Below are 21,409 nucleotides of genomic sequence, written 5' to 3'. Positions count from 1 at the left end.
GCTTCGCGACTCGTGCGCCTTTTTGGTAGCTGGAACAACCAGAAAGGCGCACGGGCGCGAAGCGCCTACCGGGTCATCGCCCGGATCCGCCTGGCCGCGACGGAGATCAGCGCCAGCGTGGGTTCGGTGGCCACCTCCGATTCGATTTCGGTGAGCAGTGCCCGTGCGCGGGCGAGGCGCGCGGCGTTGTGCTGCTCCCACTGGTCGACCTTGTCGGACGCGGAGTCACCGGGCTCGCTGACGGACAGCGCGTCGAGGGTGATCGCGCGCAGTGAGCTGTAGAGGTCGTCCCGCAGAGCGAGTCGCGCGAGGGCGTGCCACCGGTCCAGCCGGGGCAGGGCCGTGACCGCCGTGAGTGCGGTGTTGATGTGCAGGTGCGCCGACAACGCGAAGTACAGTTCGGCGACGTCCTCGGCGCTGTGCTGGGAGATCTCCGCGATGTCCACGATGTCGAGGAGGCAGTACGTGTGCAGGAGATCCGCCACGTCGGCGGCGATCCCGCGCTCCGCACCGCGCGACGTCAGGGCCTCGGTGCGGCCCTCGACCGCGGTGATCTCGTCGCCCTGCAACCATTCCCGCACGCGCGGGCCGAGTTCGCGGACCACCGGCCGGTAGCGGGCGATCGTGGCCTCGAGGGGCAGCGGTTGCGGGCGGTGCGTGGTCAGCCACCGCGACGCCCGATCGATCAGCCGCTGGGTCTGTACCGTCAGCGCGTTCGTCCCCGAGGCCGGGGTCGTGTCGGCGGCCGCCCGGATCCTGTCGAAAGTCGCTCCGAGGTCGAAGATCTCGGTGACCGCCGTGAAGGCGTTCACCGCCTCCGCGGAGTCGGCGCCCGTCTCCTCGCGCAGACGGAAGGCGAACGTCATCCCAGCACGGTCCACCATGTCGTTGACCACCGACGTGGTGACGATCTCCCGGCGCAGCGGGTGCACGGCGACCGTGTGCGCGTACTCGCGGCCGAGCCGCGGCGGGAAGTAGCTGTGGAGCCGGCCGGCGTAGACCCGGTTATCGGGCAGCGTCGTGCCCGACACCTCGCTCTTGATGAACCGCTTGACCTGCGCGGTGAGCTGCGCCAGCTCGGGGCTCGTCAGTCCCTTCTGTTCGCGTTCGAGCGCACCGAATTGCGCGGACGTCGGAAGCACGTCGATGGCGCGGTCCACGTGTCCGCGCCGTTCCAGGTCGTCGACCATACGGGAGTGAAAGCTGACGAGCGTGCCCGCCTGCGCCCGGTTGAGGCTCATCATCTCGTTCTGGCTGCGGTTGTCGGCGAGGACGAGCCTGCTCACGTCGTCGGTCATGTCGGACAGCAGTTCTCGACGATCCTGCGCGGCGAGGGTGTTGTCGGCGGTGGCACCGGCGAGGGCGATCTTGATGTTGACCTCGTGGTCGGAGCAGTCGACGCCGGCCGAGTTGTCGAGCGCGTCGGTGTTGACGCGACCGCCGTTGCGCGCGTATTCGATCCGGCCGAGCTGGGTCAGTCCGAGGTTGCCGCCCTCCCCGACCACCCGGACGCGCAGCGCGGGTGCATCGAGCCGGACCGCGTCGTTCGACTTGTCACCGACGTCCGCGTGGCTTTCCGTCGTCGCCTTGACGTAGGTGCCGACCCCGCCGTTCCACAGCAGGTCCGCGGGCGCACCGAGGACGGCGCGGACGAGTTCGACGGTGGTGAGCGCCCGATCGGTTTCGATGCCCAGCGCGCGCCGGGCCTGCGGGGTGAGGCGCACCGACTTCGCCGACCGGTCGACGATCATGGCGCCCTCACTCAGGACCGCGCCGTCGTAGTCCTTCCAGCTGGACCGGCCGAGCGCGAAGAGGCGCGCCCGCTCGTCCCACGACCTCTGCGGGTCGGGGTCGGGGTCGATGAAGATGTGGCGATGGTCGAACGCCGCGATCAGCCGGATGTGCGGGCTGAGCAGCATCCCGTTTCCGAAGACGTCGCCGCTCATGTCGCCGATGCCGACCACAGTGAAGTCGTCGGTGCGGGTGTCGACGCCCATCTCCCGGAAGTGCTGAAGCACGCTCTCCCACGCCCCGCGGGCGGTGATCCCCATCGCCTTGTGGTCGTAGCCGACGGACCCGCCGGACGCGAATCCGTCGCCGAGCCAATAATTCCGGTCGAGCGCGATGGCGTTGGCGATGTCCGAGAAAGCGGCCGTCCCCTTGTCTGCGGCGACCACGAGGTAGGTGTCGTCGCCGTCGCGCCGGACGATGCCCTTCGGCGCCTGCACCTGCCGGGTGGCGATGTCGAGGTTGTCCGTCATGTCGAGGAGGCTCGAGATGAACTCGCGGTAGCAGGAGATGCCCGCCGCCAGCATCGCCTCCCGGTCGGCGACGGCGTCACCGGTCGGCACGGGCGGGTTCTTGACGACGAAGCCGCCCTTCGCTCCCGCCGGCACGATGACGGCGTTCTTGACCGCCTGCGCTTTGACGAGGCCGAGGATCTCGGTGCGGAAGTCGTCGCGGCGGTCGGACCACCGGATGCCGCCACGGGCGACGTCGTCGAATCGCAGGTGCACACCCTCCATGCGGGGCGAGTACACGTATGCCTCGTATTTGGGCCTCGGCAACGGCAATTCGTCGATCGACGAGGAGTCGAATTTGAACGCGAGAGCGCGTTCGCTCCGGCGGTCTCCGGAGTAGTAGGTGGTGCGGGTGGTGGCACGGATCAGGGAGAGCAGCGCCCGCAGGATCCGGTCGGCGTCGATCCCGGCGACCGCGTCGATCGCGTCCCCGATGCGGCCCTCGAGGGCGTCCTCCGCGGCGGCGTCGCGGTCGATTCCCGGGTCGAGGCGGAGCGCGTGCAACTCGACGAGGAGTTGCGTGATCGCGGTGTTGCCGAGGAGAACTCGTTCGACGTTGCTGCGGCTGTACGGAAGTCCGGCCTGACGCAGGTACGCGGCGTACGCACGGAGGACGGTCACCTGACGCCACCCGAGGCCGGCGTGCAGGACGAGGGCGTTGAACCCGTCGACCTCGGTCTCCCCCGTCCACGCCGCGCGGAACGCGTCCGCGATCCGGCTGTCCCGGGTCACCCCGTGGCCATCCGTGACGGCGACCAGATCGACGGTGAGGTCGTAGATCCAGGCACGGTGCCCGTCCGGCCGGGTCAGCGCAGCGGGGCGTTCGTCGAGGGCGTTGACGCCCAGGCTGGACAGGATCGGCAGAACCTCGTTGAGCGGTGCGGGTTTTCCGACGGCGTAGATCTTGAGGTTCTCGTACGGGGCGGACGCCGCGGTGGTGGTGAATGTCAGCGCCACACTGTCGACGTCGAGGCGTTCCACTTCGACGATGTCGCGGATCGCTTGTGCCGGATCGGTTTCGGTGGCGTAGCTGATCGGCAGCGCGGAGGCGTAGTGGCGCGCGACCGCGGCGTCCTGGCGATGCGGTTCCGTGAGCAGCGTGCTGCGCCACAGCTCGTGGGACCAGGGTATGTCGAGTTCCGTACCGAGACTGTTCATGACGATGGGGTGATCTCCTGTTGTGGGATCGGGAATGAAGCCGATCAGGCAGTGATGAAGCGAATCAGTTGACCGGGGCGGGCCTGGGCGATCCTGTCGATGTCCTCGTCCGCGACCACCCCGATGACGGGGTACCCGCCGGAGATGGGGTGGTCCGGGAGGAACACGACGGGCTGCCCACTCGGCGGAACCTGGATGGAACCGAGTGCGACACCCTCGGTGGGGAGTTCGGCCTCGGACGTCCGCACCAGCGCGGGCGCGTCGCCGTGCCGGTTGAGGCGGGCGCCGATGCGGTCGGTATCCGGTGAGACGGCCCACGCGCCCGTGGTCAGCGCGTCCGGGTTGGTGAACCAGTCGTCGCGGGGGCCGCCGATGACGCGCACCGACATCGTTCCCGCGTCCATCGGGGGGACGGGTGCGACGTCGACGTTCGGGAAGTTCTTCGCCGCGGTGCCGACGGGCAGAACGTCGTTGGGTTTCAATGCTTCCGGGCCGATTCCCGACAGCGTGTCGCTGCTGCGGGAGCCGAGTACCTCCGGCACCGCGACACCGCCGCGGATACCCACGTAGCAGCGCAGACCGACCGGCGCGTACTGCAACCGCAGCGTCTCCCCCGGCTGCATCACGATGACGCTCGCATGGCCCATCGGGATTCCGTCGAGCAGCGCCGTCACGGGTGCACCCGTGACGGCGACGGTCGTCACCGCACGTGCGCGCAGGGCGAGCCCGCCCATCAGCACCTCGATGCAGGCGCTGTTCTCGTCGTTGCCGACGAGACGATTCGCCAGCTTCGCGGAACCGCGGTCGGCGGCGCCGGACACGCCCACTCCCGAACTCAGGTAACCGGGGCGGCCGAGATCCTGGATCAGGCTGAGCGGTCCCGTTTCGAGTACTTCGAGTTCACTCACAGTGTTGCCTCGTCGACGAATCGGACGCGACGTCCCGGTTGCAGCAGCGCCGGGGGTTGCGCGTCGAGGTTCCACATCGGGGAGTCCGTGGTTCCGATGATCTGCCATCCGCCGGGCGACGACCGGGGATACACCGCGCCGTACCCGCCGGCGAGGGCCACCGAACCGGCGGGCACCACGGTGCGGGACTGGGCGCGGCGGGGCACCGTGAGCCGGTCGTCTCCGCAACTCAGATACCCGAAACCCGGTGCGAATCCGATGAACACACAGCGCCAGACGGCGGACGTGTGGGCGGCGATGACGTCCTCGCGACTCAGCCGCAGATGGTCGGCGACGTCGCCGAGATCGGCGCCGTCGTAGCGGACGGGGATCGTGACCGGTTCGGTGTCGGACGCGCCGGTGTGGGCGGCGTCGTCGAGATCGACGGTCATCGTTTGCAGCGCGCGGCGCACCTCGTCGAGGTCGGTCCGCGGCGCGGTGGTGACGAGCACGGTGCGCGCCGCGGGAAGGACGTCCTCCACCCCGGGCACCGGGGTGCGGCGGAGACGTTCGGTCAGCGACACGACCTGGGGTTCCGACTCCAGTTCGACGAGCAGGGCGCGGGTGCCCGCCGGGAGAATCCGGGTGGCGGTGGTCATGTGAAGGATCCGAGCGTGACGTCGGCACTCTGCAGGGCGTGACGGACCCGGCGCGCGGTGTGCACGGACCCGGGCGAGTCGCCGTGGACGCAGATGCTGCGCACCGAGACTGTGACGTCGTCGCCGTCGATCGACTCCACCGTTCCGGTCGACACCATCCGTACGGCCTGGGCGGCGGCGACGTCGGGATCGTCGATGACGGCGCCGTGCCTCGAACGCGGGGTCAGGGTGCCCGCGGCGGTGTAACGGCGGTCGGCGAACCCTTCGGCCACGAACTCGATGCCGTGGGCCTCCGCGGCGCGTTGCAGCTGCGAGCCGGGTGGGCCCATGAGTGCGAGCGGTTCGGTGAACTCGTCGATGGCCGACGCGACCGCGTCGGCCCGCTCGTAGTCGAGGGCCGCGGAATTGTAGAGCGCGCCATGCGGTTTGACGTAGGTCACCGAGGATCCGGCGGCGCTGGCGAATCCGGCGAGCGCGCCGATCTGGTACAGCGTCTCGTCGCGCAGATCCGCGGGCGCCACCCCGAGTTCGCGTCGTCCGAACCCGGCCAGGTCCCGGAACCCCACGTGCGCACCGATCGCGACTCCGCGTGCGGCGGCGTTCTCGCAGGCCCGGCGGATGATCATCGGATCTCCCGCGTGAAATCCGCAGGCGATGTTGGCGCTGGTGACGATGTCGAGGAGTGCCTCGTCGTCGGCGAGCCGCCACTGCCCGAAGCCCTCACCGAGGTCGCAGTTCAGGTCAATGCGCATCGGGGACCTCCAGGACGTACTCGCTGTCCGGGGTGTCCGTGATCAGCATGTGCCCGGGCGCATGGGTGATCGCGAACGGCAACCGCGACGCCATCACCGCCGCCTGTGGCGTGACCCCGCACGCCCAGAACATCGGCACGTCGCCCGGCTCGAACGTCACCGGATCGCCGAAGTCGGGGGCCGTGACATCGGCGATGCCGAGTTCCGCGGGGTCGCCGATGTGCACGGGTCCACCGTGGACGGCGGGCATCCGTGCCGAGATCGACGCCGCGAGCGCGACCTGATGTTCGGGAACGGGGCGCATCGACACGACCATCGGTCCGCTCATCCGGCCGGCGGTCCGGCATTCGCGGTTGGTCACGAACATCGGGACGTTGCTGCCCTGCTCGACATGCCGGAGCGGCACGCCGGCGGCGGCCACCGGGTGCTCGAACGTGAAACTGCACCCGATGTGGAAGGCGACCAGGTCGTCCCGCCAGAGCGCCGACACGTCCGCGGTCTCCTCGGCCAGTTCGCCGTCCTTCCACACGCGGTACAGCGGCAGGTCGGTGGTGATGTCGGCGCCGGGGGCGAGCATCGTCTCCCGGGAACCGACGTCGCCGACGTCGAGGACGGGGCACGGCTTGGGGTTCCGCTGCGTGAACAGCAGGAGATCGTAGGCCCAGTCCTCCGGGACGGCGATGAGATTCGTCTGGGCGAATCCGGGTGCCAGACCGGCGGTCGGGGTGATGCGTCCCGAGCGGAACGCGGTGCGGAGGTCGGTCGGTGAGTCAGTCAAGTTGGATCCCGCGGGTCTCGGGGAGGAAGAACAGGGCGATGACGGCGATGGCGTAGCCGAGGGCACCGAAGATCATCGCGCCACCGATCCCCAGCTGGGTGGCGGCCAGGAAACCCACGACCGCGGGGAACACGGCGCCGACCGCGCGACCGAAGTTGTACGTGAAGCCCTGGCCGGTGCCGCGGGCGTGCGTCGGGTACAGCTCGGACAGGAACGATCCGAAGCCACTGAAGATCGCCGACGTGCAGAAGCCGAGGGGGAAGCCCAGGATCAGGATCAGCGTGTTCGCGCCCTCGGGCACCTGGGTGTAGCCGACCATGAAGATCGCCGACAGGAACGCGAACAGCTGCATGGTCCGCTTGCGGCCCAGCTTGTCGGTGAGGATGCCGCCGCTGACGTAGCCGAGGAACGCGCCGGAGATGAGGATCGCCAGGTAGCCGCCGGTGCCGACGACGTCGAGTCCGCGCGAGTTCTTGAGGAACGTCGGCAGCCAGGACGCCAGCGTGTAGTAGCCGCCCTGCACGCCGGTGGCCAGCAGCGACGCGAACACGGTGGTGCGAATCAGCCGGCCGCGGAAGATGGCGGCGAACGAACCGGTCTCCTTGCCCGCGGACTCACGACGTTCCGTGACGACCTCGGGGTCCTTCAGATTCCGGCGGACCCAGATGATGAGGAAGGCGGGCAGCACACCGGTGAAGAACAGCACGCGCCACGCGACGTCGGGGTCGAACAGCTGGAAGACGATGGTGTAGACGATGACGGCCAGCGCCCAGCCGACGGCCCACGCACTCTGCACGAAGGCGACGGCCCGGCCGCGGTACTCGGCGCGGGCGTACTCGGCCACGAGGATCGCGCCCGCCGCCCACTCACCACCGAAGCCGAGGCCCTGGAAGGCGCGGAAGACGAGCAGGGTCTCGAAGTTCTGCGCGAAACCGCACAGCACCGTGAAGACCGTGTATGTCGCGACGGTGACCTGCAGGGTCCGGACCCGGCCGATCTTGTCGACGAGGACTCCGGCGAGGGCTCCGCCGAGCGCGGACACCACCAGCGTCACCGTCGTCAGCAGGCCCGCCTGACCGGTGGTGAGGCCGAAGTAGGCGGCGATCGCCGCGAGGCCCAGCGGGAGGACCTGGAAGTCGTAGGAGTCGAGCCCGTATCCGCCGAACGCCCCGACGAAGGCTCTTTTTCCCTTCGGCCCGAGGGTGCGGAACCAGTCGAAGGGGCGCACCTGCGCGACCTCGGTCTGTGTATCTGTGGTCATGGCACCTCGCCTGAAGAAGGGATGTAACCGCCCTCACGTTACAAATCGTTCAACGATCCTGCAATACCCTGAGAGGATCGTTTAACATGGAAGACATCGCGGAGCCGAGCTCACATCTATGATTGCGGTCGAGATCGAACCTGAGGAGTGGACTTGACCAGCTCGAATTCCCTTCGCGGCGATGCGCATTCCCGCCTGGCCGCTCACCGTGGCCTGCTCGAACGCACCAGCAGGACCACCCGGGTGGCGGGAATTTTGCGTGAAGAGATCATCGACGGAACGTTCCGGCCTGGCGCGAGACTCTCCGAGCCCGACATCTGCGCCGCCCTCGACGTCTCCCGCAACACCGTGCGCGAGGCCTTCCAGATCCTGATCGAAGACCGCCTGGTGGCGCACGAACTCAACCGCGGCGTCTTCGTCCGCGTCCCCACGGCCGAGGACATCACCGAGCTCTACATCTGCCGCCGCGTCGTCGAGTGCGCCGGCGTCAACGGGTTCGATCCCGAGACCGGCGACCTGTCCCGGGTCGCCGAGGCCCTCGATCTCGCCGACGAGCGCCACGCCGTCGAGGACTGGACCGGTGTCGGCACTGCCGACATCTACTTCCACAGCGCCCTCGCGAGCCTCAACAACAGCAGCCGCATCGACGAACTGATGCGCAGCGTGTGGAATGAGGCGCGGCTCGTCTTCCACGTCATGGACGACGCCCACCGATTCCACGGGCCCTACCTCACCCGTAACCACGAAATCTACGACGCCCTGGCGGTCGGCAACACCGAAGCCGCAGGTCAGCTACTCAAGACCTACCTCGAAGACGCCGAGGCGCAGATCCTGGAGGCGTACTGAGGCGCTTCGCGCTCGTGCGCCTTTCTGGTAGCTGGAGCAACCACAAAGGCGCACGGGCGCGCAGCGCCTACTGGATCAGCCCGTAGAAGCCCTCGATGTGCTCCCGCACGAGACGGGCGGCCTCGGTGCCGTGCCCGGAACGCAGGGCGGTGACGATGCCGCGGTGCTCGCAGCGCAGGCCCCTTGCGACCGCGGGCCAGTCGTCGAGCAGAGGAACGGCGTCCATGACGTAGCCGTGGATGGAGTCGCGGAGCGAGGCCATCATCGCCTCGACGAGGACGTTGCCCGCGAGACCGGCCATCGCGACGTGCAGGTCGGCATCGAGCCGGTGGAACGCCTCCGGGGAGAGGCCCTCGTCATCCATCGCGTCGAGGAGCGTGTCGAGGGCGGAGAAGTCGAGGTCGCGGGACCGTTCGGCGGCCTCCTGCACCGCCCACGACTCGAGCAGCGTGCGGGTCTGGACGACGTCGCGGATCGGCAGCGTGCGCGTCGCCATGTGCAGCCTGAGGGCGGCGCCGATGGACGCGGCCGGGTCGGCGGCCACGATCGCGCCGGCGTCCGGACCCGATCCGACCGCCGTGCGCACGATGCCCATCGCCTCGAGCACGCGCATGGCCTCGCGGACGGACGAGCGTCCGACGCCGAGTTCCTCCGCGAGCGCCCGTTCGGCGGGTAGACGACCGCCGACGGTGAGTTTGCCGGCCGCCAGATCCTGCTCGATGCGGTGCAGGACGACCTCGTGTGTGCGCACGATCGAAGTTTACCTGGTGTGGTCTGACCACAGTGCGCTACCGTGGTCAGACCACAGCCCAGCCCGGTTGGAGTACCCGATGAGAATCGCCCTGTTCGCCACGTGCCTGGCGGACGCCCTGTTCCCCGAATGCGCCACCGCCACGGTCCGCCTCCTCGAGCGGCTCGGCCACGAGGTCGTGTTCCCACCCAAGCAGACGTGCTGCGGGCAGATGCACGTCAACACCGGCTACCAGGCCGAGGCGCTGCCGCTCGTGCGCCACCACGTGGAGGCGTTCGAGAGCGGACCCTCCTGGGACGTCGCCGTGGCCCCGTCCGGGTCGTGCGTCGGATCTGTCCGGCACCAGCACGCGATGGTCGCCCGCCGGTACGGGGACGAATCGCTGGCGTCGCGCGCCGAGGAGATCGCGTCCCGGACGTACGAGCTGTCCGAACTGCTCGTCGACGTCCTCGGCGTCACCGACGTCGGCGCCTACTACCCGCACCGGGTGACGTACCACCCGACGTGCCACTCGCTGCGGATGCTGCGCGTCGCCGACAAACCGCTGCAACTGCTGCGCGCGGTGCGCGGGATGACCCTGATCGAACTCCCCGCGGCCGAATCGTGTTGCGGTTTCGGCGGAACGTTCGCGCTGAAGAATTCCGAGACGTCGACCGCGATGCTCGCCGACAAGATGGGCAACGTCCTGAGCACCGGCGCCGAGGTGTGCAGCGCCGGCGACTCGTCCTGCCTCATGCACATCGGCGGCGGACTGTCCCGCCTGCGCAGCGGCGTCCGCACCGTCCATCTCGCCGAGATCCTGGCGAGCACAGAGAAGATCGGGAGCCCCGCATGACCACGTTCCTCGGAACACCCACCTTCCAAGCGGGCGCCGGAAACATCCGGGGCACGGAGTCTTTCCCCGACGCCGCACGGAAATCCCTCGCCGACACCCAGCTGCGGGCCAATCTCGGCGCCGCCACCACCACCATCCGCAACAAGCGGATCGCCGCGGTCGCCGAGGTCGACGACTGGGAGGACCTGCGGCGGGCGGGCAGTGCCCTGAAGGCGGACGTGATGGCCCGGCTCCCCGAACTGCTCGTGCAGTTCGAGGAGAACGTCACCGCCCGCGGCGGCGCCGTCCACTGGGCGCGCGACGCAGAGGAGGCGAACCGGGTCGTCACCGACCTCGTCCGGGCCACCGGCTCCGACGAGGTCGTGAAGGTCAAGTCCATGGCCACCCAGGAGACCGGCCTCAACGAGCACCTCGAAGAGAACGGAATCGCGGCGATCGAGACCGACCTCGCCGAACTCATCGTCCAACTCGGCGAAGACAAGCCGAGCCACATCCTCGTCCCCGCCATTCACCGCAACCGCGCCGAGATCCGGGAGATCTTCCTGAAAGCGATGCCCGGCATCGACCCGGACATCACCGACGACCCGCGGGCGCTGGCAATGGCCGCCCGGGCGCACCTTCGGCGAAAATTCCTGTCCGCCAAGGTCGCCGTCAGCGGTGCGAACTTCGGCGTCGCGGAGACCGGGACGCTGGCGGTGGTGGAGTCGGAGGGCAACGGACGGATGTGCCTGACCCTCCCCGACACCCTCATCACGCTGATGGGCATCGAGAAACTGGTGCCGTCGTTCACCGACCTGGAGGTGTTCATGCAACTACTTCCCCGGTCGTCCACCGCCGAGCGGATGAACCCGTACACGTCCATGTGGACGGGGGTGCATCCCGGTGACGGGCCGCAGAACTTCCACGTCGTCCTCCTCGACAACGGACGCACCAACGTCCTCGCGGACGATGTCGGGCGGTCCGCGCTGCACTGCATCCGCTGCAGCGCGTGCCTGAACGTGTGCCCGGTCTACGAGCGGGCGGGCGGGCACGCGTACGGGTCGGTGTATCCGGGTCCGATCGGCGCGATCCTCAGCCCGCAACTCACCGGGACCACCGGTCACGACGACCCGAATGCGTCCCTGCCGTACGCGTCGACGTTGTGCGGCGCCTGCTTCGACGCCTGCCCCGTGCGCATCGACATCCCCGGCATCCTCGTTCACCTGCGCGCGGAACAGGTCGACTCGGAGCGGCGCGGACTCCCGGGCGGCCAGGACCTGGCGATGAAGGCGGCGGGCTTCGTGATGGGGTCGGAGAAGCGGTTCGCCGCCGTGGAGACCGTGTCCAAGGTCGGCCGGGTGCTGGGCGGAAAGAAGGGACGCATCACGTCGCTGCCGTACCCGGCGTCGAAATGGACGGCGAGCCGCGACCTGCCCGCCCCGCCGAAGGAAACGTTCCGGCAATGGTGGGCCCGCACTCACGAGGACACGACACGATGACCGCACGCGAAGAGATACTGTCCCGGATCCGTTCGGCGCTCACGGAAGCGACTGCACCCGAACCGATTCCCCGCGACTACCACCGCGCGCCCGCGTCCGGTCCCGGGAACGTCGAGTTGTTCGCCCACACCGTCGACGACTATCGCGCGCAGGTCCATCGCGCCGACGAGAGCACCGTCGCCGAGGTCGTCACCGGGCTGATCGCGGACGGGGCGCGTGCCGTCGTGCCACCGGACCTGCCGCAGTCGTGGCGGCCCCGGCGGGACGTCGTCGTCGACGGGGCACCCACCACACTGTCGACGCTCGAACTCGACGCACTCGACGTCGTGGTCACCGGGTGCACCCTCGGGATCGCCGCCACCGGGACCATCGTGCTCGACGGTGGGCCGGGCCAGGGACGGCGGGCGCTGACCCTGGTCCCGGACCACCACATCTGCATCGTGCGCACCGATCAGATCGTCGACACCGTGCCGCAGGCGTTCCAAACCCTCGATCCGGCGAAGCCGCTGACGTTCATCAGCGGCCCCAGCGCCACCAGCGATATCGAACTCAACCGTGTCGAGGGCGTCCACGGTCCGCGGACGCTGGACGTGGTCATAGTGCGCTGACGCGCCGGTGCGCCCTTTAGGTAGTTCCAGCTACCAAAAAGGCTCACGGGGCGCGGAGCGCCCTCGCGGCGAGATCGACGATGGCGCGGACGATCTCCTGGCCGCCGAACATGACGTCGTCGTTGTGCCCCGCGCCCACCAGCACGACGGTGTCGACGTCGCCGAGCGCCGATTCGGCCACGCGGGCGCTCTGCTCCGGTGGCACGACGGTGTCCGCCGTCCCGTAGACCACGGTGATGGGCACGTCGATGTGTGCGACGTGTTCGGCGACGGGGAATTGGTCACGCAGCAGCAACCCGACCGGCAGGAACGGGTAGTGGTGCCCTCCGACGGCGGCGAGGTCGACGAACGGGGAACGGAGCAACAGGCCCGCAGGTGGGTGCTCGGTTGCGAGTTCGGTGACGACGCCGGTTCCGAGGCTCTCTCCGAAGTAGAGCAGACGCTCCGGCGGAACGCGACGTTCGTCGACGAGGTACCGGCGAGCGGCGCGGACGTCGAGGGCCAGCCCCTCCTCGCTGGGGTGACCGGGGTTGCCGCCGTACCCGCGGTAGTCGAAGAGCATCGTGGCGAAACCCGCGGCGGCGAGATCCGAGGCCAGCAGCGCCCGGTCGGCCCGGTTGCCGGCGTTCCCGGCGGCCACGAGGACGGTCATGCGCGGCTCCCCGACCACCGCGGGTGGGACGTACCAGGCACCGAGTTCGAGACCGTCCGACGTGGTCAGCGTGACGTCCTCCGCCCCGGCGATCAGCCGGCCCGCGGGCGGCGCCGGGGTGGTGTCGGGGTAGTAGATCAGTTTTCGTTGCAGCACCCATGCGGCGGCGATCAGCAGGGCGACCAGCGCGACCGCGATCAGCACGACGCGAATCAGCACGACGCGAATCATTGCCGAAGCGGGGCGCCCTGACGGGTCCAGTCGAGCAACTCCTCCACGGGCAGGGTGTTCACGACGTCCGGGGGTTCGACTCCACGTTCGGCGGCCCGCTCGCAGGCGTAGCCCTGCCACGCGAGCTGACCGGTGGTGTGCGCGTCGGTGTCGATGGAGAACAGGCAGCCGCTGTTCAGGGCCAGATCGATCAGCCGTCCCGGCGGGTCTCGTCGCTCGGGGCGGGAGTTGATCTCCACCGCGGTGCCGTACTCGCGGCACGCGTCGAAGACCCGTTCCGCATCGAACTTCGATTCGGGCCGCGGTCCCCGGGTGCCCTCGACGAGCCGGCCGGTGCAATGCCCCAGGACGTCGACGTGCGGCGACTTGACGGCCTGCAGCATCCGCTTGGTCGTCGTCGCCCGGTCGGTGTCCAGATGCGAGTGCACGCTGGCCACCACGATGTCGAGGTCGGCGAGCAGGTCGTCGTCCTGATCGAGGGAACCGTCGACGAGGATGTCGACCTCGATGCCGGTGAGCACCCGGAACGGCGCGAGCTCGACGTTCAGTTCCGCGACCACGTTCAGCTGGGTGAGCAGCTGCTCCGACGACAGCCCGTTCGCGACGGTCAGCCGCGGCGAGTGATCGGTGATCGCGCAGTACTCGTGACCCAGCGCGGCGGCCCGGCGCATCATCTCCCGGATCGGGCACCGGCCGTCGGACCAGTCCGAATGGGTGTGCAGATCCCCGCGGAGGGCCTCGAGCAGTTCCGTTCCGCCGAGCCCGATCGGCTCCGCGGACCCGCGGAGATACAGCAGATACAGCGGCACCGCGGTGGCGCACTCACGGATGATCGCGGCGGGCTCGGACTCGATGTCGGGCGGTGCCGTCCAGCCGGCCTCCTCGAGGTCGGCGAGCTGCTCCGGCGTCGAGTACGCGATCACGTCGGCGGCCCGCCGGAAGACAGCGATCCTCTGGGCCTCGTTGCGCGAGCGCTCCAGCCAGAACGCAATTTCCCGCAGCGCTTCGACGGGGTCCATCTATCCATCGTGCACGGCTACCGGGCTGCTGGCTAGACGCAATTTCCTCACGACTTAGGGTCGCCTCGTTGTCCGCACGTTCATACAAACGTTCCCTTTCCCTCGCTTGCAACTTCTACGGTGCCGGAGTTGTCCAATTCGAATCGGGAGCCACGGTGAGATCGAAACCCCTCGCTTTGTTCGTCAACCACGACGGCGTGTCTTCGCGCGCATCCGTCACTTGCCAGTACAAGTGCGGAAACGCCTGCTCCCACGACGTCCCCAACACGTCGCAGGGCGAGTACTTCCGTGACATCGCCCGCACCGCCCTGTCCCGGCGCGGGATGCTCCGCGGAACGGGAATGGCCGTCCTCGCCGTCGGCGCCGGCACCGCCCTGGTGGCCTGCTCGGACGATTCCGGCAACGGAAGCTCCTCCGCTGCAGACGGTTCGAACGGCAGTGCGCCCGCGGGAACGAACTTCGACGCCGTCGCCCCCAACACCGAGGACGCGCTCGTCGTCCCCGAGGGGTACGAGCAGGCCGTTGTGATCCGCTGGGGCGACCCGGTGCTGCCCGGGGCTCCCGCCTTCGACTTCGACAACCAGACCGCCCAGGCACAGGCACAGCAGTTCGGGTTCAACAACGACTTCGCCGGGCTGCTGCCGGTCGACGGCCAGCCCAACACCTTCCTGCTGGTGGTCAACCACGAATACACCACCGAACCGTTCATGTTCAAGGGTTATGACGCCGAGAACCCGTCGCCGGAGCAGTTCCAGACCGCGCTCGCCGCGCACGGACTGTCCGTGGTGCAGGTGAAGGGCGAATCCGCCTCGGGTGCACTCACTCCCGACTTCGGAGCGTACAACCGGCGGATCACGGCGACGACGGAATTCGTCGTCACCGGTCCCGCCGCGGGCAGCGACTTCCTGAAGACTTCCGCGGATCCGACCGGCACGAAGGTGCTGGGCACGCTCAACAACTGCTCGGGCGGCGTGACCCCGTGGGGCACGGTGCTGTCCGGGGAGGAGAACTTCAACCAGTACTTCGCGAACGCCGAACTGGTCACCGACCCCGCCGTCGCCGCCCGGCTGAAGCGGTACGGCGTGGAAGGTGCTGCCTCCGAACGCAAATGGGAGCGCTTCGACAAGCGATTCGACGTCGCCCAGGAGCCGAACGAGGTCAACCGCTTCGGCTACGTCGTCGAGGTCAACCCGTGGGATGCGACGTCCGCGCCCGTCAAGCACACCGCGCTGGGCCGGTTCAAGCACGAGGCCGCCACCATCCACGTCACCGACGACGGCACCGTCGTGGCGTACAGCGGCGACGACGAGCGTTTCGACTACATGTACAAGTTCGTGTCCAGCCGCAAGGCGATGGACGGCAACAGCCAGGCCGCGGTGCGTCACAACATGACGCTGCTCGATGCGGGCACCCTGTACGTCGCGAAATTCAGCGGCAACTCGGCGGACGAGATCGACGGGTCGGGGACGGTGCCGTCCAGCGGCGCGTTCGACGGCACCGGTGAGTGGATCCCGCTGCTGCGCACCGGTGAGGACGGCAAGGGGGAGTCGCTCGTCGACGGCATGAGCGCCGAAGAGGTGGCGGTGTTCACCCGGCAGGCGGGCGACAAGGTGGGTGCCACCAAGATGGACCGTCCCGAGGACTTCGAGCCCAGCCCGACCACAGGCAAGGTGTACGTGGCGCTGACGAACAACACCAAGCGCGGCGTCGACGGTGCGGCGGCCGCCGACGAGGCCAACCCGCGGAACAACAACAAGAACGGACAGGTCCTCGAACTCACCGACGACCACGCCGGCACCGCGTTCACGTGGAACCTGCTGCTCGTGTGCGGCGACCCGACGGCAGCCGACACCTACTTCGGCGGCTTCGACAAGGAGAGTGTCAGCCCGATCTCCTGCCCCGACAACCTGGCGTTCGACCCGCACGGCAACCTGTGGATCTCCACCGACGGCAACGCACTGAAGTCGAACGACGGCCTGTTCAGCGTGGTCCTCGACGGCCCGAACCGCGGCGAGACCAAGCAGTTCCTCACCGTCCCGAAGGGCGCCGAGACGTGCGGGCCGATCGTCGGCGAGAACCGGGTCACGGTGTGCGTGCAGCACCCGGGCGAACTGGACGACGCGAGCGCCGACAACCCGGCGTCACACTGGCCCGACGGCGGCGATGCGCAGCCCCGTCCCGCGGTCGTGGCGGTGTGGAAGTCGGGCGGCCGGATCGGCGTCTGACCCACAGGCGAGCGGCAAAGTGTGCCCGGCACGCTTTGCCGCTCACGTGGGAGGGCGACCCAGCAGCGACTCGAACACGGCGTTGCCCGCGACGAAGCCGTGCCGGTCGTAGAACTCGAACATCGCGGACAATCGCGCACGACCGTCGGCCGTGAGGTCGCGACTGTGCCGCGACATCCACTCGGTGACCGGCACCTGCTTCACCGACACCGGAACACTCGCCCGGTCGCACAGATCCCGCACGCTGAGGGGCTCCGGGCCGCCGAGTTCGTAGGTGGCGCCGTGGTGAATGTCGGGGCCCTCCACCAGCACTCGCGCGGCCACCTCCGCGACGTCGGCGAGCCGGACGAACGAGAACGTCGCGTCGGGACTGTAGGGCAGTTCGACGGTGCTTGCCGAACCGTCCAGGACCGCACCGAAGTTCTCGACGTAGGCGCACGGTTGCAGGACGGTCCATCGCAGTCCGGAGGTCCGCAGGAGGTCCTCGCACACCGCCTTGTCGACGTGGTGGGGCATCGCCGGGGTGTACGGCCACGCCACGGAGTGGTAGACGACATGCTCGACGCCGGTATCGGCGGCGGCCGCGAGAACACGCCGCACGATCGCCGGCTCGTCGGGATGCACGTTGGGCGCGATGACGTACACGCCCCGGCACCCAGACAGCGCCTCGACCAGACCCGCGCCGGTGTCGAGGTCGACCGCAACATCGCCGGGACGCCGGGCGGTGTGCACCACCCGGCGTACGTCGGCGAGTCCCTCGAGCGCCGCGACGACGGCGGCTCCGGTCTTCCCCGCGGCGCCGACGACGGCGATCTCGGCGCCGCGGGAGAGGAACCCGGTCATCGGATCACCGGTCGATGAAGTCGAATTCGGCGAACTTCGCACCGCCGGACAGACGTTCGTACCCGGGACCGCGGTCGAAGAACGGCTCGTCCAGGCCGCGGTCGGTGCGCATCTGCTCACGCAGCGCCTCGGTAGCGTCCACGTCCGCGACCGGTTCCTCGGTCGACGAGGCCAGCACCACACCGTAGTCGAGCCGTGCGCCCTCCGCGGACACCTTGCCCCACAGCACGTCCCGGACGACTTCCTCCACCGGGCGGTCGAGCGGGTCGCCCCAGCCGCCGCCGCCGGTGGTGCGGATGCGCACCACCTCGCCGGCCTTGATCGGTTCGGCGTCGGTCAGCGCGTCGAACTCGCGCTCGTTCGGGCCGCCCGGGTCCAGGACCACGGAGAAGGGGCGTCCGGCCTTGCCGCCCTTCACTCCCCAGCAGGAGAGGATGGACCGGTCGGCGATGGACATGAAGTTCGCGTCCTTGAGCATCCGGATGTGCTTCTCGTAGCCGAGGCCGCCGCGGTAGCGCCCGGCGCCGCCGGAATCCTTCGCCAGGCCCAGCTTCTCGACGATGAACGGGAACCGGCTCTCGGTGAACTCGGTCGGCAGGTTCCGGGAGTCGGGAACGACGTGGATGGTGTCCTCCCCGTCCGCGTAGTGCCGGCCGCCGGAGCCGCCGCCGAGCACCTCGCGCATCAGGTACGAGTGGCCGTCGAAGTCCTCGCCGTACACACCCGTGTACCGGATGGTCTCCTGATCGGCGGGCATGTTCCCGTCGACGGCCTTCGCGACGACACCGGCGAGCACACCGAGCAGGCGCAGGATCACGAACGTCCGGGCGTTGGTGGGCGCCGGGAAGATCGGGGTGATCAGCGTCCCCTTCTCCGGGAACTTCATCTCGATCAACGGCACGACGCCCTCGTTGACGTCGAGTTCCGCCATCCGCTCGGGACTGTCGGCGAGGTTGCGCAGGATCGGCGCCAGCCACTTGATGAGGAAGTTGCCGTCGGCGTAGTCGCCGCAGTGGTTGATGGGACCCTTGGCCTGCGGTCCGGTGCCGTTGAAGTCGAGGATGAGGCGTTCGCCGCCCTCGTCCTCCGGTCCGGTCTTGGTGAGCGTGATCCGCTGGCGGTGCAGCATGGGCTCGTCGACGCCGTCGTGTTCGGCGTAGTCCTCCCACGTGTATTCGCCCTTCGGGATCTTGCTGAGGATCTCCCGCCGGTACGTCTCGGTGGTCGCGTCCATCATCGCGTCGAAGCACGCCTCGACGGTGTCGCAGCCGTACCGCTCGAACAGCTCGGTGAGGCGGCGGGCGCCCATGAGGCAGGCCGAGCACTCGGCGTCGAGGTCGGCGGCCAGCGCGTCGGGCATCCGCGAGTTGCGGGTCATGATGCGCAGCGCGGCCTCGTTGGGCACACCCTGATCCCACAGCTTGATCGGCGGGACCATCAGGCCTTCCTCGTACACCGTCGTCGCGCCCGACGGCATCGATCCGGGGCAGCAGCCGCCGATGTCGTCGTGGTGGCCGAACGCCTGCACGAACGCGACGACGGACGGTTCCGCGTCGCCCGGCCGCGTCGCGAACACCGGGACGGTGACGCACAGGTCGGGGAGGTGGCCGATGCCGCCCTCGGACAGGTAGACGTCGTTGTGGAAGTAGACGTCGCCGGGCTTCATCGTGTCGAGCGGGAAGTCCCGCGCCACCGGGTGCACCAGCGCCGAGTACGAACGTCCCGTGAGCTTCCGGAGGTTGCGGTCGTGGATGCCGGCGCGGAAGTCGTGCGCGTCGCGGATCATCGGAGACCGCGAGGTCCGCGAGATCGACGTCTCGACCTCCATCTCGACGCTGGCGAGGTAGCCGGCGACGATCTCGACCAGCACCGGGTCGGGTGTCGTTCCGTCGACCGGTGTCAGCCGGTAAGGCTTGACCGCCTGCACTGCAACGGGTTCGGTGGTGACGGTCATCGGTTCGCTCCGTTCGAGTCGGCGATCTTGGTGATGCGGATGTTTCCGAAGGTGTCGATCCGCGCCTGGAAACCGGGGTGCACGGGGATGGTGGAACTGAATTCCTCGATCACCGCGGGGCCCTCGAGCACGTCGCCCGCGCCGAGCCGGGCCCGGTCGTAGACCTGGGTGGTGACCCACTCGTCGAAGTACGCCGGACGGGTCCCGGTCACCGCGGACTCGGCGCCGGTGCCGGCCGCGATCTCGTTCAGCGTCGGGCGCTTGATCGGGCCGATGCCGCTGACGCGCAGGTTGACCCACTCGACGTGCTGGTGCGGGTCGCCGCGGAAGTCGTAGCCGTACAGCTCCTGGTGTGCCTGGTGGAACCGCTCCGCGGCCTCGTCCATCAGCTCCTGGGTGACCGGACCGTCACCGACTGGCACCCGCACCTCGAACGCCTGCCCGAGGTAGCGCAGGTCGGCCGAGCGCGCGTACTTGCGCTCCGCCTCGCCGAAGCCCTCGTCGGCGAGTGCGCGTTCCGCTTCGGCGGCCAGCGCGTCCAGCCCCGTCTGCAGGTCGCCGATCTCCAGGCGGTCGTGCCTGCAGACGTGGGTCTGCACGTAGTCGTTGCGGACGTCGACCGTGAGCAACCCGAAGGCGGACACGTTGCCCGGGTTCAGCGGGATCAGGACGTCCTTGAGCCCGAGGATGTCGACGAGCCGGCAGGCGAGCAGCGAACCGGATCCGCCGAACGTGACGAGGGTGAAGTCGCGGACGTCGAGGCCGCGCTTGACCGTGATCTGCCGCAGCGCGTTGGCCTGGTTCCACGCCGACACCTCGAGGATGCCGGTGGCGCACGCCTCGAAGTCGAGCTTCAGCTGGTGCGCGAGCTGCTCGACGCCCTTGCGGGCCAGTTCGGTGTCGAGGGGGATCTCGCCGCCGAGCAGGTGGGGTGGAATCCGGCCGAGCAGCACGTGGGCGTCGGTGATCGTCGGCTCGTTGCCGCCCTTGCCGTAGCAGAGCGGGCCGGGGTCGGCGCCCGCCGACTGCGGTCCGACGCGCAGCGTGCCCTCGGGGGTCTGCCAGGCGATGGAGCCGCCGCCGGCGCCGACGGTGACGACGTCGATCATCGGGATCTTCGACGGGTACGCCCCCACCCGGCCCTCGGTGGTGAGCGCGGGCTCCCCCTTCACCACGACGGTCACGTCGGTGGACGTTCCGCCGCCGTCGCACGTGAGGACCTGCTCGACACCGGCGACACTCGCGATGAGCGCGGCACCGAGGGCGCCGGCCGCCGGGCCGGACAGCACCGTCGTGATCGGCTGGTGCACGACCTCCTTGGCGGAGAGCACACCGCCGTTCGACTTCATCACGTAGAACGGGATGTCGCGGGCCTCGCCCTCGTCGGAGGAGAATTCGCGCAGCCGGTTCGCGATGTTGTTCACGTAGTTGCGGATGTTCGGCTTCACCGCGGCGTCGACGAGCGTGGTGATGGACCGCTCGTATTCGCGGTACTCGCGCAGCACCTGGCTGGAGATGCTCACCGTGGCCTCGGGGTATTCCTCGAGGAGGATGTCGCGTACGCGGCGCTCGTGGCTCGGGTTGGCGTAGGAGTGCATGAGGCACACGCCGATGGTGCGGATGCCGCGCTCGGCGAAGAAGCGGGCGGCCTTGCGGACGTCGTCCTCGACGAGGGGGCGGATCTCGCTGCCGTCGAACGCGAGCCGGCCGCCGATGGTGCGGACGCGGTCGGCGGGGACGATGCGGTCGGGCTTGACCCAGAAGTAGGAGTTGCCGTAGCCGTCGGGGACGGACTGGCGGGCGATCTCGAGGACGTGCTCGTAGCCCTCGGTGGTGATGAATCCGAGGTTCTCGACCTTGCCTTCGAGGAGTTTGTTGGTGGCGACGGTGGTGCCATGGCTGACGGCGCCGATCGCGTCACCGGTCTCGCCGAGCTTGGCGAGCACCTTCTCGATTCCGGTGAGGAATCCCTGTGCCGGGTCGGCGGGCGTCGAGGGTGTCTTGGTGGTGACGACGGCTCCGGACTCCTCGTCCACAGCCACGACGTCAGTGAATGTTCCTCCGGTGTCGATACCGACCCGAATCTTTCTGGATTCCACGATTCCTCCTGGGCTCGTCTCGCGTACTGCAATTGCACCGCGTCCGCCGCCCGGTTTCTTTGTCACATTTCGC

General features: G+C 69.0%; 17 protein-coding genes. 5 read left to right on the top strand and 12 right to left on the bottom strand.

Annotated elements, in window-relative coordinates:
- Positions 1–65: 65 nt before the first annotated feature.
- Genes H0B43_RS18715 through H0B43_RS18690 form a run of 6 tightly spaced genes read right to left on the bottom strand, consistent with a single transcriptional unit; the run spans position 66 to position 7,795 of the window.
- Positions 66–3,458 (bottom strand): NAD-glutamate dehydrogenase domain-containing protein, encoded by a 3,393-nt coding sequence (locus H0B43_RS18715; RefSeq protein WP_185726563.1) that lies wholly within the window; start codon positions 3,456–3,458, stop codon positions 66–68.
- Between the two features lie 44 nt (positions 3,459–3,502).
- On the bottom strand, positions 3,503–4,366 hold the full coding sequence (locus H0B43_RS18710; RefSeq protein ID WP_185726564.1) for a biotin-dependent carboxyltransferase family protein: 864 nt from the start codon (positions 4,364–4,366) through the stop codon (positions 3,503–3,505).
- Complete coding sequence (locus H0B43_RS18705; RefSeq protein ID WP_185726565.1) at positions 4,363–5,004, bottom strand: allophanate hydrolase subunit 1; 642 nt, start codon at positions 5,002–5,004, stop codon at positions 4,363–4,365. The genes H0B43_RS18710 and H0B43_RS18705 overlap by 4 nt, the downstream gene beginning before the upstream one ends.
- The gene (locus H0B43_RS18700) at positions 5,001–5,756 is read right to left on the bottom strand and encodes a LamB/YcsF family protein (RefSeq protein WP_185726566.1); all 756 of its coding nucleotides are present in this window, start codon (positions 5,754–5,756) and stop codon (positions 5,001–5,003) included. The genes H0B43_RS18705 and H0B43_RS18700 overlap by 4 nt, the downstream gene beginning before the upstream one ends.
- A complete protein-coding gene (locus H0B43_RS18695; protein WP_185726567.1) occupies positions 5,746–6,534 on the bottom strand; it encodes a putative hydro-lyase in 789 nt (262 codons plus the stop codon). Before H0B43_RS18695 ends, H0B43_RS18700 begins: the two co-directional genes overlap by 11 nt.
- On the bottom strand, positions 6,527–7,795 hold the full coding sequence (locus tag H0B43_RS18690) for an MFS transporter (protein WP_185726568.1): 1,269 nt from the start codon (positions 7,793–7,795) through the stop codon (positions 6,527–6,529). The genes H0B43_RS18695 and H0B43_RS18690 overlap by 8 nt, the downstream gene beginning before the upstream one ends.
- A gap of 147 nt (positions 7,796–7,942) precedes the next feature.
- On the opposite strand from H0B43_RS18690, the gene H0B43_RS18685 reads away from it, so the two are divergent.
- Positions 7,943–8,641, top strand: a complete 699-nt coding sequence (locus H0B43_RS18685) for a GntR family transcriptional regulator (RefSeq protein WP_185726569.1) — start codon at positions 7,943–7,945, stop codon at positions 8,639–8,641.
- Between the two features lie 67 nt (positions 8,642–8,708).
- Here the strand turns inward: H0B43_RS18685 and H0B43_RS18680 are convergent, their stop codons facing one another.
- Positions 8,709–9,392 carry an FCD domain-containing protein gene (locus H0B43_RS18680; protein WP_185726570.1) on the bottom strand — a complete coding sequence of 228 codons (684 nt, stop codon included), beginning with the start codon at positions 9,390–9,392 and terminating at the stop codon, positions 8,709–8,711.
- 79 nt (positions 9,393–9,471) lie between these two features.
- Here H0B43_RS18680 and H0B43_RS18675 point away from each other — a divergent pair, with 79 nt between their 5' ends.
- Genes H0B43_RS18675 through H0B43_RS18665 form a run of 3 tightly spaced genes read left to right on the top strand, consistent with a single transcriptional unit; the run spans position 9,472 to position 12,313 of the window.
- Complete coding sequence (locus tag H0B43_RS18675; protein WP_185726571.1) at positions 9,472–10,227, top strand: (Fe-S)-binding protein; 756 nt, start codon at positions 9,472–9,474, stop codon at positions 10,225–10,227.
- Complete coding sequence (locus H0B43_RS18670) at positions 10,224–11,705, top strand: LutB/LldF family L-lactate oxidation iron-sulfur protein (RefSeq protein WP_185726572.1); 1,482 nt, start codon at positions 10,224–10,226, stop codon at positions 11,703–11,705. Before H0B43_RS18675 ends, H0B43_RS18670 begins: the two co-directional genes overlap by 4 nt.
- Positions 11,702–12,313, top strand: a complete 612-nt coding sequence (locus H0B43_RS18665; protein ID WP_185726573.1) for a lactate utilization protein C — start codon at positions 11,702–11,704, stop codon at positions 12,311–12,313. Before H0B43_RS18670 ends, H0B43_RS18665 begins: the two co-directional genes overlap by 4 nt.
- A 43-nt stretch (positions 12,314–12,356) precedes the next feature.
- Here the strand turns inward: H0B43_RS18665 and H0B43_RS18660 are convergent, their stop codons facing one another.
- Together H0B43_RS18660 and H0B43_RS18655 are read right to left on the bottom strand one after the other, a co-directional pair.
- On the bottom strand, positions 12,357–13,181 hold the full coding sequence (locus H0B43_RS18660) for an alpha/beta hydrolase (RefSeq protein WP_185729905.1): 825 nt from the start codon (positions 13,179–13,181) through the stop codon (positions 12,357–12,359).
- 11 nt (positions 13,182–13,192) lie between these two features.
- A complete protein-coding gene (locus tag H0B43_RS18655; RefSeq protein ID WP_185726574.1) occupies positions 13,193–14,215 on the bottom strand; it encodes a PHP domain-containing protein in 1,023 nt (340 codons plus the stop codon).
- A gap of 155 nt (positions 14,216–14,370) precedes the next feature.
- Between H0B43_RS18655 and H0B43_RS18650 the strand changes: the two genes are divergently transcribed.
- A complete protein-coding gene (locus tag H0B43_RS18650; protein WP_185726575.1) occupies positions 14,371–16,440 on the top strand; it encodes a PhoX family phosphatase in 2,070 nt (689 codons plus the stop codon).
- A gap of 42 nt (positions 16,441–16,482) precedes the next feature.
- Here H0B43_RS18650 and H0B43_RS18645 read toward each other — a convergent pair whose 3' ends face one another.
- From H0B43_RS18645 to H0B43_RS18635, 3 genes are read right to left on the bottom strand one after another with little or no spacing between them, the layout of a single operon-like run.
- Positions 16,483–17,283 (bottom strand): NmrA family NAD(P)-binding protein, encoded by an 801-nt coding sequence (locus H0B43_RS18645; protein ID WP_185726576.1) that lies wholly within the window; start codon positions 17,281–17,283, stop codon positions 16,483–16,485.
- Positions 17,284–17,287: 4 nt separating this feature from the next.
- A complete protein-coding gene (locus H0B43_RS18640) occupies positions 17,288–19,237 on the bottom strand; it encodes a hydantoinase B/oxoprolinase family protein (protein WP_185726577.1) in 1,950 nt (649 codons plus the stop codon).
- On the bottom strand, positions 19,234–21,336 hold the full coding sequence (locus tag H0B43_RS18635) for a hydantoinase/oxoprolinase family protein (RefSeq protein WP_185726578.1): 2,103 nt from the start codon (positions 21,334–21,336) through the stop codon (positions 19,234–19,236). The genes H0B43_RS18640 and H0B43_RS18635 overlap by 4 nt, the downstream gene beginning before the upstream one ends.
- Positions 21,337–21,409 lie beyond the last annotated feature (73 nt).

Origin of the sequence: Rhodococcus sp. 4CII, assembly GCF_014256275.1 — a bacterium.
GTDB lineage: Bacteria > Actinomycetota > Actinomycetes > Mycobacteriales > Mycobacteriaceae > Rhodococcus_F > Rhodococcus_F wratislaviensis_A.
This window is presented reverse-complemented; position numbering and strand designations above follow the sequence as displayed.

Coding starts and splice junctions, on each gene's coding strand:
- H0B43_RS18715 (WP_185726563.1), bottom strand. CDS start 3,458: ATGAACAGTCTCGGTACGGAACTCGACATACCCTGGTCCCACGAGCTG.
- H0B43_RS18705 (WP_185726565.1), bottom strand. CDS start 5,004: ATGACCACCGCCACCCGGATTCTCCCGGCGGGCACCCGCGCCCTGCTC.
- H0B43_RS18700 (WP_185726566.1), bottom strand. CDS start 5,756: ATGCGCATTGACCTGAACTGCGACCTCGGTGAGGGCTTCGGGCAGTGG.
- H0B43_RS18690 (WP_185726568.1), bottom strand. CDS start 7,795: ATGACCACAGATACACAGACCGAGGTCGCGCAGGTGCGCCCCTTCGAC.
- H0B43_RS18675 (WP_185726571.1), top strand. CDS start 9,472: ATGAGAATCGCCCTGTTCGCCACGTGCCTGGCGGACGCCCTGTTCCCC.
- H0B43_RS18670 (WP_185726572.1), top strand. CDS start 10,224: ATGACCACGTTCCTCGGAACACCCACCTTCCAAGCGGGCGCCGGAAAC.
- H0B43_RS18665 (WP_185726573.1), top strand. CDS start 11,702: ATGACCGCACGCGAAGAGATACTGTCCCGGATCCGTTCGGCGCTCACG.
- H0B43_RS18655 (WP_185726574.1), bottom strand. CDS start 14,215: ATGGACCCCGTCGAAGCGCTGCGGGAAATTGCGTTCTGGCTGGAGCGC.
- H0B43_RS18645 (WP_185726576.1), bottom strand. CDS start 17,283: ATGACCGGGTTCCTCTCCCGCGGCGCCGAGATCGCCGTCGTCGGCGCC.
- H0B43_RS18640 (WP_185726577.1), bottom strand. CDS start 19,237: ATGACCGTCACCACCGAACCCGTTGCAGTGCAGGCGGTCAAGCCTTAC.